Origin of the sequence: Paraburkholderia sp. (genome assembly GCF_047605525.1) — a bacterium.
In the GTDB taxonomy this organism is placed as follows: Bacteria; Pseudomonadota; Gammaproteobacteria; order Burkholderiales; family Burkholderiaceae; genus Paraburkholderia.
The window spans coordinates 32,532-48,522 of the sequence record NZ_JASGFN010000014.1; the positions used below are offsets into that span (position 1 = coordinate 32,532).

The window sequence follows — 15,991 nt, forward strand, 5'->3', positions numbered from 1 at the left end:
GATGCCATGACGAATTCACCCGTGAACATCCTGATCGTCGACGACATCGTCCACAACATCACCGCGCTCGAAGCATTGCTCACGCGGCCCGACGTCGCGGTGCTGGTCGCCGACTCCGGCACCGCCGCGCTCGATCTGCTGCTCAAGCACGAAGTCGCGCTCGCGATTCTCGACGTCAACATGCCGGGCATGAACGGCTTCGAGCTGGCCGCGCTGATGCGTGGCAGCCCACGCACCTCGCACGTGCCGATCATCTTCCTGACCGCGACCGCGCAGGATGCGTCGCGCACGTTTCGCGGCTACGAGGCGGGCGCGGTCGACTTTCTCTACAAGCCATTCGATCCGCGCATCCTGCAATCGAAGGTCGACGTGTTCGTGCAGCTCGAGCAGCAGAAGCGCCAGCTCGCCGCGCAGCTCGTGACGACGCGCCAGATGCTCGAAGCGAACGAAATGCTGATGGCGGTGCTGAGCCATGATCTGCGCACGCCGCTCGGCGCGGTGCTCGCATCGGCGGAATACCTGATGCGCACCGCCGCCGACGAACAGGCCGTCGCCGTCGCCACACGCGTGAAGAACAGCTCGCTGCGCATGGCGCGCATGGTCGATCAGTTGCTGAACCTCGCGCGTTTGCAAGGCGGACGCCTGCCGTTGCAGCCGCGCTCGATCGAACTCGCGACGCTATGCCGCTCGGTGATCGACGAATTCGCGTCGCAAAAGAGCGGCAAGCGCATCGTGTTCACGTGCTCGGGTAACACGGCGGGCGCCTGGGATACGGATCTGGTGTGGCAGGCCGTGTCGAATCTCGTCAGCAATGCGCTGCACCATGGCGCGCCGGATGGCGATATCGGCGTCGACATCGATGGCGACGCCGAGGACTCGGTGCGGCTCAAGGTGTCCAATCGCGGCACGATTCCGGCCGAGGTGTTTCCGCATCTGTTCAAGGCGTTCGGTTCGAACGGCAGCGGCGCGCGCTCGCGCGAGGGACTCGGGCTCGGCCTGCATATCGTGCAGGAGATCGCGCGGATGCATGGCGGCGACGTCAGCGTCGAATCGGGCGACGAGGCGGGGACGGCGTTTACGATCGAATTGCCGAGAGCGGTGACGTTGCAGCGGGGATCGTTTACACGACGGTAGGAGGCGGCAGGCGGTGCGCCCGCTGTGCTACGCTTGCCGGAACCCCTCCACGCAAACGGATCCACCCAACCGGATCCACGCAAACGCTCCGTATTCCATCATGCGTTCCTGGCGCCTCGCATCACCGCAGCGCAGCGGGCAGATCGGCACCGCGCGCGCCACCGATCTCGTCATGGCGATCTCGCACCCGGATGCCGACGCGCTCGCCGCGAGCATTCTTCGGACCGTTGGCGAGTCGCTGCCGGTATCGCAGTGCACGATCTTCGCGTATGAATTCGACGCGCGGCCGCGCACGGTGTCGGCGGCCGATCATCGCGGCGGCCGTTTTCTGCGCGACGTTGCCGAGCGCTACGCCGCGCATTTCTACGCGCTCGACGGCAATCGCGCGATCATCGGCGACACGCGCCGGGCGCCGTCGCGCGACGCGCTGGTGCTGCACCAGCAGCGCGGCGACGAAATCGAAAACGACGCCTATCGCGCGGCCTGCTACGCGCAGCCGAACGTGTCCGACCGGCTGTCGCTGCTCGTGCAGCCGATGGATAGCGTGTGGCTGTCGATCAACCTGTATCGCGACCGCGCGTACGGCGTGTTCGCGCCCGGCGAACTCGAACGGATCGAAAGCGTCGCGCCGCTGTTCGCGCACGCGGCGAAAAGTCATTACGCGTTGAACGGACAGCATCAGCAGGGCACGGCCGCGGCGATGCTCGCGCGCCTGCGACGGCTCTGTCCGACTTTGACGCCGCGCGAACTCGATGTGCTGCGCGGCACGCTCGAAGGCGCGAGTGCGGCCGGGATCGCCGAGCGCATGGGCGTGAAGCCCGCGAGCGTGGTCACGTATCAGAAGCGCGCGTATGCGCGGCTCGGCATTTCGAATCAGCGGCAATTGTTTGCGCTGTGCATGCAGCCTTAGGGTCTGTTTGAGCCTTACCCGCGCTTGCCCCGCCCCTCGGCCTGCGTGTCCCGATCCCAGCGTTTCAGCCACGGCATCACGAAATCCGCGAAACCGTCGGCGGATGGCGACAGCGCGCGCTCGGTAGAGCGATACACGCAGACTTCGCGAATCGTTTCCGGATCGACGATGCGCTTCATCACGAGCCCGAAGGTGCGCGCGAGCGGCGCGACGTAGGCCGGCGCGAGCGTGACCGCGAGCCCTTGCGCGGCGAGGCCGAACGCGGTCGTGACGTTGTCGACGACGTCGACAGGGATGATGCGGGCTTCCGCCGGCAGGTTCGCGAGCATCTGTCCGACCGCGCGTTCGTGATCGCGGCCGGTCGCGACGATCGGCACGCCGCGCAGATGCGGCCACTGCACGCGGCGCCGCGCGGCGAGCGGATGCGCCGCCGAACACCACATGACCCACGGGCTCGCGAACGCCGGATCGCGGCGCACCCGCGCGCCGCTTTGCCGGTCCGGCCCGATCGCCAGATCGATGTCGCCGCTCTCGACGCGCTCCACCAGTTGCTCGACCACGGTATCGCAGATGCGCACGACGACCTTCGGCTTGTCGCGCGCATATTCGGCGATCGCGGCCGGCAGCGCGGTCGCCGCGAGCACGAGCGGCGCGCCGACGCGCACGATGCCGGCCGCGCGGTTGCGGATATCGTCGGCGGATTGAGCGGCCGCGCGCACGTGGCGCAGCACCGATTCGGCGGAGGCGAGGAAATCCTGTCCCGCGCTGGAGAGTGTGACGCGCCGTGTCGTGCGATCGAACAGCCGGAAGCCGAGCTCGGCTTCGAGCTCGGCGAGCAACTGGCTGACGGCCGAGGAGGTCAGCCCGAGCCGTTCGGCCGCGGCGCCGATGCTGTGAAGATCGACGATGGCGAGAAACGCTTCGAACTGGCGGATCGTGACGCGGGTAAGAGGCATAGGGCCGATTCTAAAGAAAAACTTAAGAATCGTGAAAAATCGGTTGATTGTGCGCGGCGCGCGGCGGACGGACACTCGTGCGGGTCGACGTAGCCCGGCAAACCCGCTTGGCTTAGACTTGAGGTTTGCCCAGCACAGGCCTTTCGAGGCCGTATTCAAGGACCCGCCATGTTCGACCATATTCCCGCCTATCCGGGCGACCCGATTCTGAGCCTGAACGAAGACTTTCAACTCGACCCCCGGCCGAACAAGGTCAATCTGAGCATCGGCATCTATTTCGACGACGCCGGCAAGCTGCCGGTGATCGACGCGGTGCGCCGCGCCGAGACCGCGCTGCTCGATGCGATCGGCCCGCGTTCCTATCTGCCGATGGCCGGTCTGCCGCTGTATCGCGACACCGCCCAGGCGCTCGTGTTCGGCGCGAACAGCGCGGCGCGCGCGGCCGGCCGGATCGCGACGCTGCAAACGCTGGGCGGTTCGGGCGCGCTGAAAGTGGGCGCCGATTTCCTGAAGCGCTATTTCCCCGGCTCGCAGATGTGGATCAGCGATCCGAGCTGGGAAAACCACCGCGTGGTGTTCGAAGGCGCGGGGCTCACCGTCAACACCTATCCGTACTACGACCCGCAAACGGGCGGTCTGCGTTTCGCCGAGATGCTCGCCGCGCTCGACCGTCTGCCGGAAAAGAGCGTGGTGCTGCTGCACGCGTGCTGCCACAACCCGACCGGCGTCGACCTGAGCCCGGCGCAATGGAAGGAACTGGTGCCGGTATTGCAGCGCCGCAAACTGATCGCCTTCGTCGACATGGCTTACCAGGGTTTCGGCGCGGGCCTCGAAGAAGACGCCGCGCCCGTGCGTCTGCTCGCCGACGCGGACGTGCCGCTGATCGTCGCCAATTCGTTCTCGAAGAATTTCTCGCTATACGGCGAGCGCGTCGGCGCGCTGAGCGTCGTCTGCAGGAGCGCCGAGGAAGCGGCGCGCGTGGCCGGCCAGTTGATGTCCGCGGTGCGCGCGAACTACAGCAATCCGCCGACGCACGGCGCGCGGCTGGTCGCCAACGTGCTCGCCGACGCATCGCTGCGCGCGTCGTGGGAAGCCGAACTCGGCGCGATGCGCGACCGCATTCTGGCGATGCGCAACACGATCCACGCGGGGCTCGAAGGCCGCGTCGACGAAGTAATGCGCGCGCGTTACGTCGCGCAGCGCGGCATGTTCACCTACACCGGGCTGAGCGAAAGCCAGGTCGAGCGGCTGCGCAACGAATACGCGGTGTACGTGCTGCGCTCGGGACGCATGTGCGTCGCGGGCCTCAATGAACGCAACGCGGAGTATGTCGCGGCGTCGATCGCGGCGGTGGTGTCGGGCGCTTGAATACGGTTTGAACACGGCTTGAGCACGCCGGCGCAGTGCGGCGCGATGCGGGTAAACGCGGTGAACCTGGATGAGCGGTGCGCGCTGACACACTGCCACGACGACAATCATGGAGATACGAATGATGACCACGATCCTCGAAGCGCAACCGGCGAGTGCGCCGGCATCCGCCGCCATGCATCCGGACGAATGGCAGGCGCGCGTGCAACTCGCCGCGTGCTACCGCATCTTCGATCTGCTCGGCTGGACCGAGATGATCTACAACCACATCACGCTGCGCGTGCCCGCGAGCGCCACCGGCGGCGAGCGGCACTTCCTGATCAACCCGTTCGGGCTGCACTACAGCGAAGTGACCGCGAGCAACCTGGTGAAGATCGACGCGCAGGGCCGCGTGCTCGACGGCTCGCCGTATCCGGTGAATCCGGCCGGCTTCGTCGTGCATGCGGCGATTCACGAGGGTGTGCCCGACGCGCACTGCGTGATGCACACGCATACGACGGCGGGCGTCGCGGTCGCCTGCCTCGAAGACGGCTTGCAGCAGACCAACTTCTATAGCGCGCAATTGCACGATCGCATCGCGTATCACGATTTCGAGGGCATCACGATCCATGCGGAAGAGGGGCCGCGCCTGCTCGCGCATATCGGCGACAAACAGGCGGTGATTCTGCGCAACCACGGTCTGCTTGCATGGGGCCGCACGTTGCCGCAGACTTTCGCGATTCTATGGACGCTCAATCGCGCGTGCGAAATCCAGATGGCGACGTTCTCGATGGGCGCCGCGCGGCCGGTGCCGGAAGAAGTGGCGATCCGCTGCTCGCGCGACGCATTGCAGTTCGACCCGCGCCACGGCGCCGGGCAGGACGTATTCGACGCGCTGGTGCGGCGCGTGGATCGCATCGACGCGAGCTACCGGCAATGACCGGACGAAACGGCGCGGGAAATAACCCGGCAATACACGCGGCAATAAATGCTGTAATAGGCGCTGTTGACAAGCGCGGCAACAGGCAAGGATCGAAGCGATGAAAGTAGCGATCTACGGCGCCGGCGCGATCGGCGGCTGGATGGGAATCAAGCTCGCGCAGGCAGGGCACGACGTCGGCGTGGTCGCGCGCGGCGCGACGCTCGACGCGGTGCGGCAGCATGGGCTGCGTCTGATCGAAGGCGGCGTGATCTACGCCGAGCACGTCAAGGTCAGCGACAAGCCCGCGGACCTCGGCGTGCAGGAACTGGTGGTGATCGCCGTGAAGGGGCCGGCGATGGCGTCGGTGGCCGCGCGCGTCGCGCCGCTGCTCGGCCCGGACACGATCGTGCTGACCGCGATGAACGGCGTGCCGTGGTGGTTCTGCGACGGGCTGGGCGGCGACCTTGCCGGCCGGCGTTTGCAGTCGATCGATCCGGACGGCGCGATTGCCGCCGCGCTTCCGACCGCGCGGACGGTCGGCTGCGTCGTGCATGCGAGCTGCCTGATCGACGGGCCCGGCGTGATCCGGCATCACCAGGGCAACGGGCTGATCGTCGGCGAGGCGTCGGGGCAGCCGAGCGGGCGCGTCGAACGGCTCACCGCGATGCTCCGCGCGGCGGGTTTCAACGCGACGATGTCGGCGCAGATCCAGCGCGACGTCTGGTACAAGCTGTGGGGCAACATGACGATGAATCCGGTCAGCGCGATCACCGGCGCGACCACGGACCGGATTCTCGGTGACGAGCTCGTGCGCGGCTTCGTCACGCGCATCATGCTCGAGGCGAAGGAGATCGGCGCGCGCTTCGGCATTCCGATCGACCAGGCGCCGGAAGACCGCCACGCGGTCACGCTGAAGCTCGGCGCGATGAAGACGTCGATGCTGCAGGACGTGCAGGCCGGCAAGGCGGTCGAACTCGATGCGCTGGTCGGCGCGGTGCGCGAACTGGGGCAGCTCACGCGCGTGCCGACGCCGTGTACGGATGCCTTGCTCGGCCTCGCGCGGCTGCATGCGAGCACGTTGGGGTTGTATCCGAAGGACTGAAGTTTCGGCGCTAGGCGCTCGCCGCTACCGCCGAAGCAGCGGATAGCTTCGCCGCGTCGATCAGCGACAACGCGCGCGTCGGGTCGTCGATTTCGGTCAGGCACAGCAGCACGAGGCGGGCCAGATAGAGCGACGCCTGCGCTTCGCCTTCATTCGTCAGCGTGTTGCACAGCGTCGTATAGACGAGGTCGAGATCGCTATCGGTCATGATGATGGATGTCCTTTCGCGTTAGATCGTGAGCGTTGCCTCGAGCGCGTGCCGCACGGCCGCCGCGCTGCCGTTGCGCCAGCGCGCGAGCACGTGACCGTCGGGGCGGATCAGATAGACGGTGCCGGGCCGCGCGTCGAGCATCTCGTGCAGGCGGCCTGTCTGATCGATCGCATGCGGGCCGTTTGCACATGCCGTGCCGCTCGCGGCGATGCTGACCATGTCGAACGGAATGCCCTTGGTCGCCAGCATGCTTTGCAACTGCTGCCAGGCTTCGTCGGTTGCCGGGTCGGGTGAAAAGCGCAGCGCCGTGAAGCAGGGCCCAAGCAGATCGGTCAGATGAATGTCGACGCTCGCGCCGTCGTCCATTTTCCCGAGCAGCCGGCATTCGGGCAGCACCGTGCCCGGCGCCGGGCCGCGGCCGGATTCATCGGCCTCGCCGGCGACGTGATTGAGCGGCGACTGCCGGTACGCAATCGCATGCGTCTGGCGCGGATTGATCAGCGGCCGCACCGCCGCATGCCGCCCGGCAAGACCGAGTACCGCCGTACGCATCAGATCGAACGCGAAGCTCGGCGGCGCCATGAATTCGGTGCTCTTCATCCCGTAGCCCAGATTTTCGCGCGCCGCATACACGCGCTCGTCGCTATAGCTGTCGAGCAGACTCGGCGACGCGATGCCGTTGATCACGCAAGCCAGTTTCCAGCCGAGATTGTCGGCGTCGTCGATGCCGGAATTCGCGCCGCGCACACCGAAGATCGGCACCAGATGCGCGGCGTCGCCCGCGAACAGCACCGCGCCGTGACGATAGCGTTCGAGTGTCAACGCGTTGGCCTTGTAAATCGTGATCCAGATCGGCGACCACGCGCCGGTTTCGCCCATCGAGTCGAGCACGCTCTGCACGCGCGGCATCACGTTGTCGGGTTGCACGGCGGCGTCGGGATCCTCGTCGTCGCGCAACTGATAGTCGATGCGCCACACGTTGTCGGGCTGTTTGTGCACGAGTACGGTCGAGCCCGGATTGGACGGCGGATCGAACCAGGCCAGCCGTTCGGTCGCGCGCGTGCTGTCCAGTTCGATATCGACGATCACATAGCGGCCTTCGTAGGTGGTGCCGGTCAGCTTCAGGCCGAGCAGGTCGCGAATCGTGCTGCGCCCGCCATCGCAGGCGACGACCCATGCGGCGTCCATTTGCCACGTTGGCCCGCGCGTGTCCGCGGCGTCGCCGCTGCGCAGCGTCAGCGTCGCGCCGCCTTCCGGCCGTTGCCCGATACCCGTCACGCGCGTCTGCCAGCGTACTTCGATCAGATCGGCATGCCGTTCGATCTCGTCGAGCAGCAACTGTTCGATCTGATACTGCGCGATGTTGATCATCGGCGGCAGCGACTGTTCGTCGTCCTGGTGCATAGTGAAGCGGAACACCTCGGTGTCGCGGTAGAAGCTGCGCCCGCCGGTCCACGCGAGGCCCTTCCGCAGAAAGCCGTCGACGATGCCGAGCCGCTTGAAGATCTCGAGGCTGCGCCGCGAGATGCAGATCGCGCGGCTGCCGGTGCAAACGCTGTCGTCGGCTTCGATCAGCACCGAGCGCACGCCCTGGCGCGCCAGCGCGAGCGCGAGCGTCATGCCGACCGGGCCGCCGCCGACGATCGCGACCGCGTGTTTCACCGGGTCGCGTCCGTCGATGAGCGGCGGCACCTTGGCCGGGTAGCGACGCGGCTCGAACGGATAGGGTTTGAAAGGACGGGTCACAGGTGTCTCCTGAATCTTTTCGTGCTTTTTGCCGGCGCTCGCGTGCGGTGCCGATCGATCGACGCAGTATGCGGCAGCACCCGCATGCCGCTGTCCTCATTTTGGGTACGACGGCGTGCGCGAGCACAAAAAAACCGCGAGGCGCTTGCGCATCCTCGCGGTTTTTTCCGTCCGGGCTGACTTCGAGCCGCGCCGGCCTCAACCGGCTCCGGCCGTATGCGACGGCTGCCGCATCGCTGCGGTGCCCGTCGCCGCCCGGCACTCCTCGATCATCGCGCGAAACGTCGGCGACGCCTGCGACGCACCGTTCGTCTCCAGCTCCATGTCGTCCGGCGCCTCGCCGACGCCGACCACCAGTGTCGCGCGCGGCCGCCATTCGCGTGTGCGCCGCAGCATGTTGCGCAGATACGGCGGCGATTCGGGCGCGTCGAGCGACACGATGCAGATGATCGGCGCGTCCCTGAAGCTCGGCTCGTCGGCACTCGCGCGGCGATAGCCCGAGTGTGTGGCCGTCAGCGGCGCGAAGCCCTGGCGGCCGAGCAGTTGCACGGCGATCGCGGTGGTCACTTCGTCGAACGCGCCGCGTCCGGGCACGCACAGCACCGCCATCCTGTCCGTGCCGCGAGATTCCCGCGAGCGCGCGAGCACATGGCTGTCGTGACGCTCCGAAGAGCCGCCGGACGCCGTGACCGGCTCCGGCGCCGAAGCCGGCAACGCACCGCCGCTGCCAGCCGTCTCGACGGGCACGAGCGCATCGGGCAGCCCGTCGGCGATTTCGAGGTTCTCGACGATATCGACGAGCGCATTGTTGACCCGCTGCAACTGGTCCGGCATCAGCACGCCGCGCAGCGCGTCGTTGCGCGCGAGCCGCAGCCCCTCGAGCACGACCTTGTCGTAGTAGTCGATCAGCGACATTTCGCGCAGCAGGCGCTCGGCCTGCACGATTGCCTCATGCGGGTCGTCGGCCAGCAGCCGCTGATAGAAGTTCTGCGCGGGCGTGAGCGCGGGCTGGTCGCCGAGCAGCACGGTCAGGAAGTTGAGGCGATCCGCGTAGCGCCCGAGCGTGACGACGCACAGCGTGAGCGGCGTCGACAGCACGAGGCCGATCGGCCCCCACAGCCAGCTCCAGAAGATCGCCGCGACGACCACCGCGAGCGGCGACAGCCCCGAACGATGCCCATATAGCAGCGGCTCGGCGATCTGCCCGGCCGCCACGTCGACGACGATGAACAGGATCAGCGTATAGACGGCCATCGTCCATTGCGGCTGGATCGCGGCGGCGAGAAAGACCGCGAGGATCGCGGCGATCCAGATGCCGATATACGGCACGAAGCGCAGCAGCGCGGCGATCACGCCGAACAGCAGCGCGCCCGGTACGCCGATGATCGCGAGCCCGATCGCGATGACGCCGCCCGCGCTGAGATTCACGCCGAGCTGCGCGACGAAATAGCGCGACAGGCGTCCGGCGGCGTCGTTGATCGCGGTGGTCGTGCGGTGCAGGTCGCGCGAGCCGAACAGGCTGATCAGCCGGTCGCGCAAGTCCTCGCGCTGCAGAAGAATGAAGATCGTCACGACGAGCACGATGAAGGTCGTCTCGATCGGCGCGATGGCCGGCGACAGCGCGCGTTGCGCGAGCTGTACCGGCGTCGGCGCGGGCTCGTGCACCTCGACAGGCTGCGGCACCGGCGGCGCATTGCGCGCCGCGCGCCCGGTCGGGCGCGGCGGAGCCGGACGGGACGGCGCCATCCGTTGCAGCGCGGAGGCGGCGCTGCTCATCAGGGAATCGGCGCGGCCCACGGTTTTTTCCTGCACCGTTTCGATCTTCTGCTCGATGGCTTCCTGATACTGCGGCAGGTCGCCGGCGAGCTGCACGAGCTGCGCGCCGATCAGCGTGCCGACCGCCAGCAGCGACGCGAGCGCGAACAGCACCGCGATGAAGATCGACGGCAACTGGCCCATGTGGAAGCGCCGCAGCATCTGCACGAGCGGCGCGAGCAGGAAGCTCAGCAGCACCGACAACGTAATCGGAATCAGCACCTCCCGGCCGAAATAGAGCCCGCACACGACCACCACGCCGGTGATCAGCGACACGAGCCCATGCAGGCCCGGCGTGCCCGGCGGGTAGACGCGATTCGGCCGCCCTTGCGGCGGGGGGAGCGATATTTTCATCTGGACGGACTTTCCGGTTGGGACGCGCTGCCAGCCGTTTGGAGGCACAGGTAGCAGCAAGACATATGCCTGGATTGTAGGCGTTTTGGTCGCGCGTGGGCCGAAGGGGGGCCGCGCGTGCAGACGCGCCCGCTTACGCCCGGTTACACCTGGTCAGGCGCGATGGTCCGGTACGCCGGCGCTTTCAACCGGCATGCACGCGCAGCAGTTCCAGCAGTTGCGAACTGACATACAGCAGCAGACCGATAAAACCGCCGACGATCGTCCCGTTGATGCGGATGTATTGCAGGTCCTTGCCGATGTTCAGCTCGATCTGCCGCGACATCTCGCGCGAGTCCCAGTTTTTCACGGTATCGCTGATATGGCGCGTGAGGAATTGCGCGAAGTCCGGCGCCATCGCGCGCGCCGCTTCCTCGAGATGATCGTTCAGCGATTGCCGCAGCGCCGGATCGCGCGCAAGTTCGCGGCCGACCCACTGGCCCATCGCGGCGACGCGCGCATGCAGCATCGAGTCGGCGCTTTGCAGATCGCGCTTGAGCCATGCGCGCAGATCGCTCCACATGTCTTTCACGTAGGCGCTGAACGCATCGCCTTCGACCAGATAGCGCTTCAGCGCCTCGCCTTGCTGAAGGAACGCGGGATCGGTCTTCAGCTTCGCGATCAGCTTTTGCACGGCTTCGTCGAACCTGTCGCGCAGTTCGTGCGTCGGGTTCGCGGCGATCTGTTCGAGCACGCGGTTCGCCGCGCTCGCGATCGCGTCGGCGCCCTTGTCGCCGAGCCACGCGGACGGCAGGATCTTCTCCATCTTCGGATATTCGCTCTTCACCCAATCGACGATGCGCGCGGCGATGAATTCGCGCGCCGGCTCCTCGCGCAGCAGTGAGATCAACTGGTCGATCGCGGTATCGAGCAGTTCCTGATGACGGCCGCCGCGCGTGAGCGTGTCGAGAATCGAACCGAGCGACTGCGACAGATCGACCTTTGCGAGCACGTCGCGCAGTGCGTCCCTGATGAAGTTCTGCACGCGCGCATCGTCGGCCACCTCCAGAATGCCGCCGGTCAGCCGCACCACGTGGTCGCCGAGGCGCGCGGTGTTGGCGGGCTCGGTCAGCCACGCGGTGATGCTCTGCGCCGGATCGTGCCGGCGGATCAGACCGACCAGCGACGGCACGTCGAGAAACTTGTCCTGCACGAAGCGCGCGAGGTTGTCGGCGATCTTGTGCTTGTTGCGCGGGATGATCGCGGTGTGCGCGGACACGAGCGGGATCGGCACGCGCCGGAACAGCGCGGCGACCGCGAACCAGTCGGCGAGCGCGCCGACCATCGCGGCTTCGGCCACAGCCTTGATGCCGTCGACCCACAGGCCGCGCGGCATGAACGCGGTAACGACGAAAACGCAGGCGGCCGCAAGCAGCAGCAGTAACGGCGTGCGCCTGGCCTTTTTCAGTTCGGCGGTTTTGTCCATTGGCGCGGGGGTGATGTTCATCGGCGCGGTTTTCCTGTCGGACGGCGGGGCCGCCTCGCCTGCAATGATGCGGTACGGGCCGCGCGCGCGTCCAGTCCGCGTGCGCGTCGCGGCCCGCGGCAAGGTAACATTCGCGGTTGAACGCAGGGCTGGGTGCGACCCCACGCCCGCAACGAAACACGACACCACGCAACACGAGACAACGCAATCGCGATGGAGGCACAGTGATCAGGTTTCTGCACACCGCGGACTGGCAGATCGGCACGCAATTCGGCCAGTTCGAGCCCGACGAAGCCGCGCATCTCGCGCAGGCGCGCTTCGACACGGTGCGCCGCATCGCCGCGGAAGCTGCCGCGCGCAACGTCGACGCGGTGCTCGTCGCGGGCGACGTATTCGATCTGCAAACGGTGTCGGACACCGTGATCCGGCGGCTGTTCGCCGCGCTGCAGCCGTTCTCCGGACCGTGGATCATGCTGCCGGGCAACCATGACGCCGCGCTCGTCGAAAGCGTATGGACCCGCGCGCAGCGGCTCGATTGCATCGCGCCGAACGTGCGCGTCGTGCTCGAACCCGGCGTCGTGCTGCTCGACGCCTGCTGTTGCGCGCTGCTGTGCGCGCCGCTCACGCAGCGCATCACCTACGACGACACCACCGCGTTCTTCGATGCCACCGACACGCCGCCCGGCTATCACCGCGTCGGGCTCGCGCACGGCAGCGTCGGCGGCATCTTGCAGGAGAGCATCGATTCGTCGAATCCGATCGCGCCGACGCGTGCCGCCAGCGCGCGCCTCGACTATCTCGCGCTCGGCGACTGGCACGGCCATCTGCGCGTCGACGAGCGCACGTGGTACGCGGGCACGCACGAGCAGGACCGTTTCCGCGCCAACGAACCGGGCTTCGTGCTCGACGTCACGTTGAGCGAAGCGGGCGCGGTGCCGCAAGTCGATGCAGTGCGGGTCGGCCAATATCGATGGCATCGCTGGGACGAGACGATCTCGGTGCCGAGCGACGTCGATGCGCTGAAGGCGCGCCTCGCCGGCCTGGGCGGCAACGACGTGCTGCGGATCACGGTCGGCGGCACGGCGGCGCTCGCCGACGCCGAGGCGCTGCATCTGGCGGTGGAAGAGACCCGCGCGCGCGTGCGGGCATTGCGTGCCGATCTGGGCGACCTGCACGTGTTGCCGAGCGCCGACGATCTCGCCGAACTCGGCGCGCAAAGCGGTTATCTCGCGAACGTGGTCGCGCGACTGCGTGGCTTGCAGGAAGACGCGCACGCCGATCCGCAACAGGCGAGGCGCGCGGCCGAGGCGTTGTTGCTGCTCGCGCGGTTTCAGCGTGAACAGCGGCAACGCGATCCCCAACCCGCGCAACAACGCGAGCTGTCACGCGAAACGAGGCCCGCATGAAGCTGCAACGTATTGCGATTCGGGAATTCAGGCAGTTCAGCGGGCAGCTCGTGATCGACGATCTGCAACCCGGTCTCAATCTGTTCACCGGCCCGAACGAGGCCGGCAAGAGCACGATCGCCGAAGCGGTGCGCGCGGTGTTTCTCGAACGCTACAAGGCCTCGCATCTGAAGGACCTGCTGCCGTGGGGGCTCGCGAGCGGGCAGCCGTCGGTCGACGTGAGCTTCGAGCTCGATGGGCTCGCATGCCGTCTGTCGAAGCAGTTCGTCTCTCGTCAGCGCTGCGAGCTTCGGATCGGCCAGACCGTGTTCACCGAGGACGAAGCGGAAGACAGGCTCGCCGCGCTGCTCGGTTTCTCGCGCGCCGCGCGCGGGCCGATGCGGGCCGAGAACGCCGGCGTGCCCGGCTTGTTGTGGGTGCAGCAGGGCGGCACGCAGGACCTGCGCGATTCGACCGGGCATGCGGCGCAGTATCTGCGCGATGCGCTCACGCAACTGTCGGGCGGCCGCGAATCGGCCGGCGAAGACGCGCTGATCGCGGCCGTGCAGCGCGAATTGCGGCAATTGCTGACCGCGCGCACGCAGAAGTCGACCGGGCCGCTTGCCGAAGCCGAGCAGAAGCTCGCCGCGCTGCTCGCGAGCCGCGACGAATTGCAACAGCAGCGGCAACAGTTCGACGACAACATCGCGCGCCTCGCCGCGCAGCAGGAAGCATTCGACGATGCGGAGCGCCGGCGTCCGTGGGCGCTTCACGAGCAGAAGGCCGCGCTCGCGCAGCAGCGCGCCGCCGCGGTCGCGGAGCTCGAACGCGGCGTGCAGGGGCTCGCGCAGTCGTTGCAGGTGGCAGAGGCCGAGCTTGCGCTGTCGGTGCAGCAGGAGCAGGGCGCGCTCGAACTAGAGGCGGCCGTCGCGCGTGAGCGCGAACAGCTCGACGCGGCGCGCGCGGAGGTCGCCGCGGCGCAGACCGCGTATGCGCAGGCGGAGAGCGGCGTCGCGCAATTCGAGCAGGCGGCGGCCGACGCGAACCGCGCGCTCGAACTCGCGAACGCGGCCGTGACCGCCGCCGATCTGCGCAATCAGATCGAGTTCTATCGCGCGGAGGGCAAGCGGCTCGACGCGTCGATCGCCGAGGCGGACAAGGCGAATGCGGCGGTATTGCAGGCCGCGCGCGACGCGGCGGCGCTCGAGATCGACGAAACGCAATTGAAGCGGCTCGTGAAGCTCGACAGCGAATTGACCGTATTGCGCGCGCGTACCGAAGCGGCGATGACGCGCATCGAGTACCGGTTGAACGGTGAAGTGAGCATCGGCGAGCAGCGGATCAGCGGCACGGGCGTGCTGCGGGTCGATGAAGAGAAGCGCATCGATCTCGGCGAGCTTGGCGAATTGAGGGTGATTCCCGGCGTCTCCGATCTGTCCGCGCAATTGTCGGAACTCGCGGCGCTCGAAGCGCGGCATGCGCAGTCGTTGCAGGCGCTCGGCGTCGCATCGGCGGGCGATGCGCAGGCGCGCCACGAACAGTGGACAACGCTGGTCGCGCAACAGAAGCGGCACGCCGACATTCTCGGCGTGCATGCGCCGCAGGGCATCGATGCATTGCGCGCGGCGCTTGCGTCGACGGCGGCGCGTTTGCAGGCGTCGAACGAGCGGCTGGCGAGCCTGCCCGACACATCGGCCGCGCCGCCGCTCGACGACGCGCGCCGCAACGCCGACATCGCGCGCGACGCGCTGGAGGCCGCGCGCACGGCGCTCACGCAGGCAGCGGGAACGAGATCGACCGGCGTCGCGAAGGCCGAGTCGCTGGCCGCGCAGTTGCAGCGCAAGGAAGCGCAACTCGCCGACGACGCGTTTCGCCGCAAGCGCGCGCAATGGTAGGCCAACATCGTCGAGCAGCGCGTGAAGGTCGACGCGCTGAAGAATCAGCGCGGCGCGCGCGAGCGCGAGCTGGACGCGGCGCGCCTCGACGATCCGGTGGCAGAGGCGCAACGCTATCGCGCGTCGGCGGAACTCGCGCGCAACGAGCAGCACGAGCGGCAGGTGCGGATCGCGCAATTGCGCAGCCAGCTCGAGACGATGGGCGCGTCCGGTCTCGGCGAACGGCTCGCCGCGCTCGAGGCGCAGGTCGAGCAGGCGACGCGCCGCAAGGACGAACTGAGCTTGCGGGCGAGCGCGCTGAGTCTGCTCGACGAAGTGCTGGTCGACGAACGCGACGCGGCGCTCGCGCAATTGCGCGCACCGTTGATCGAACGGCTCGGGCATTACCTGAAGCGGATTTTTCCGCAGTCGAGCATCGCGCTCGGCGACGATCTGAGCCCGGCCACGCTCGATCGCGACGGCCGCGCGGAACTGCTCGACGCGCTGAGCTTCGGCACGCGCGAACAGCTCGGCATTCTGACGCGGCTCGCGTATGCGGACCTGCTGAAGGCCTCAGGCCGCCCGACCTTGCTGATGCTCGACGATGCGGCCGTGCATACCGACGCCGCGCGGCGCGACGCGATCAAGCGCGCGCTGATCGACGCGGCGACGCGGCATCAGATCCTGGTGTTCACCTGTCATCCGGAGCTGTGGGACGACCTCGGGGTCAGGCAGCGGGCGGTGGAGGAGCTGAAGGCGGCGTGAGCGGG

General features: G+C 67.6%; 11 protein-coding genes and 1 pseudogene. 7 read left to right on the forward strand and 5 right to left on the reverse strand.

The window, feature by feature from the left end:
- Positions 1 to 6: 6 nt before the first annotated feature.
- Complete coding sequence (locus QM685_RS20450) at positions 7 to 1,134, forward strand: response regulator (RefSeq protein WP_415118693.1); 1,128 nt, start codon at positions 7 to 9, stop codon at positions 1,132 to 1,134.
- Positions 1,135 to 1,234: 100 nt separating this feature from the next.
- A complete protein-coding gene (locus tag QM685_RS20455; protein ID WP_415118695.1) occupies positions 1,235 to 2,044 on the forward strand; it encodes a helix-turn-helix transcriptional regulator in 810 nt (269 codons plus the stop codon).
- A gap of 14 nt (positions 2,045 to 2,058) precedes the next feature.
- Here QM685_RS20455 and QM685_RS20460 read toward each other — a convergent pair whose 3' ends face one another.
- Complete coding sequence (locus QM685_RS20460) at positions 2,059 to 3,000, reverse strand: LysR family transcriptional regulator (RefSeq protein ID WP_415118697.1); 942 nt, start codon at positions 2,998 to 3,000, stop codon at positions 2,059 to 2,061.
- 168 nt (positions 3,001 to 3,168) lie between these two features.
- Here QM685_RS20460 and QM685_RS20465 point away from each other — a divergent pair, with 168 nt between their 5' ends.
- The 3 genes from QM685_RS20465 (at position 3,169) to QM685_RS20475 (ending at position 6,371) form a co-directional block, all read left to right on the forward strand.
- The gene (locus QM685_RS20465) at positions 3,169 to 4,368 is read left to right on the forward strand and encodes an amino acid aminotransferase (protein WP_415118699.1); all 1,200 of its coding nucleotides are present in this window, start codon (positions 3,169 to 3,171) and stop codon (positions 4,366 to 4,368) included.
- Between the two features lie 124 nt (positions 4,369 to 4,492).
- Positions 4,493 to 5,287, forward strand: coding sequence for a class II aldolase/adducin family protein (locus QM685_RS20470; RefSeq protein WP_415119022.1), 795 nt, complete (start codon positions 4,493 to 4,495; stop codon positions 5,285 to 5,287).
- A gap of 100 nt (positions 5,288 to 5,387) precedes the next feature.
- The gene (locus QM685_RS20475; protein ID WP_415118701.1) at positions 5,388 to 6,371 is read left to right on the forward strand and encodes a 2-dehydropantoate 2-reductase; all 984 of its coding nucleotides are present in this window, start codon (positions 5,388 to 5,390) and stop codon (positions 6,369 to 6,371) included.
- 10 nt (positions 6,372 to 6,381) lie between these two features.
- Here QM685_RS20475 and QM685_RS20480 read toward each other — a convergent pair whose 3' ends face one another.
- The 4 genes from QM685_RS20480 to QM685_RS20495 form a co-directional block, all read right to left on the reverse strand.
- Entirely contained in the window at positions 6,382 to 6,579 is a 198-nt protein-coding gene (locus QM685_RS20480; protein ID WP_415118703.1) for a hypothetical protein, read from the reverse strand.
- A 21-nt stretch (positions 6,580 to 6,600) separates the two neighbouring features.
- A complete protein-coding gene (locus QM685_RS20485; RefSeq protein ID WP_415118705.1) occupies positions 6,601 to 8,328 on the reverse strand; it encodes an FAD-dependent oxidoreductase in 1,728 nt (575 codons plus the stop codon).
- 198 nt (positions 8,329 to 8,526) lie between these two features.
- Positions 8,527 to 10,497, reverse strand: a complete 1,971-nt coding sequence (locus QM685_RS20490; protein ID WP_415118707.1) for an AI-2E family transporter — start codon at positions 10,495 to 10,497, stop codon at positions 8,527 to 8,529.
- A gap of 184 nt (positions 10,498 to 10,681) precedes the next feature.
- Complete coding sequence (locus QM685_RS20495; RefSeq protein ID WP_415119024.1) at positions 10,682 to 11,962, reverse strand: DUF445 domain-containing protein; 1,281 nt, start codon at positions 11,960 to 11,962, stop codon at positions 10,682 to 10,684.
- Between the two features lie 224 nt (positions 11,963 to 12,186).
- On the opposite strand from QM685_RS20495, the gene QM685_RS20500 reads away from it, so the two are divergent.
- Positions 12,187 to 13,368: a metallophosphoesterase family protein gene (locus tag QM685_RS20500; RefSeq protein WP_415118709.1), complete on the forward strand. Its 1,182-nt coding sequence runs from the start codon at positions 12,187 to 12,189 to the stop codon at positions 13,366 to 13,368.
- Positions 13,365 to 15,986, forward strand: a pseudogene (locus tag QM685_RS20505) (AAA family ATPase). Before QM685_RS20500 ends, QM685_RS20505 begins: the two are co-directional and overlap by 4 nt.
- The last annotated feature ends 5 nt before the right edge of the window (positions 15,987 to 15,991 follow it).

Bases quoted from the DNA above. Each gene is read 5' to 3' on its own strand.
- QM685_RS20455 (WP_415118695.1), top strand. From the start codon at position 1,235: ATGCGTTCCTGGCGCCTCGCATCACCGCAGCGCAGCGGGCAGATCGGC.
- QM685_RS20495 (WP_415119024.1), bottom strand. From the start codon at position 11,962: ATGGACAAAACCGCCGAACTGAAAAAGGCCAGGCGCACGCCGTTACTG.
- QM685_RS20470 (WP_415119022.1), top strand. From the start codon at position 4,493: ATGACCACGATCCTCGAAGCGCAACCGGCGAGTGCGCCGGCATCCGCC.
- QM685_RS20475 (WP_415118701.1), top strand. From the start codon at position 5,388: ATGAAAGTAGCGATCTACGGCGCCGGCGCGATCGGCGGCTGGATGGGA.
- QM685_RS20450 (WP_415118693.1), top strand. From the start codon at position 7: ATGACGAATTCACCCGTGAACATCCTGATCGTCGACGACATCGTCCAC.
- QM685_RS20460 (WP_415118697.1), bottom strand. From the start codon at position 3,000: ATGCCTCTTACCCGCGTCACGATCCGCCAGTTCGAAGCGTTTCTCGCC.
- QM685_RS20480 (WP_415118703.1), bottom strand. From the start codon at position 6,579: ATGACCGATAGCGATCTCGACCTCGTCTATACGACGCTGTGCAACACG.
- QM685_RS20490 (WP_415118707.1), bottom strand. From the start codon at position 10,497: ATGAAAATATCGCTCCCCCCGCCGCAAGGGCGGCCGAATCGCGTCTAC.
- QM685_RS20465 (WP_415118699.1), top strand. From the start codon at position 3,169: ATGTTCGACCATATTCCCGCCTATCCGGGCGACCCGATTCTGAGCCTG.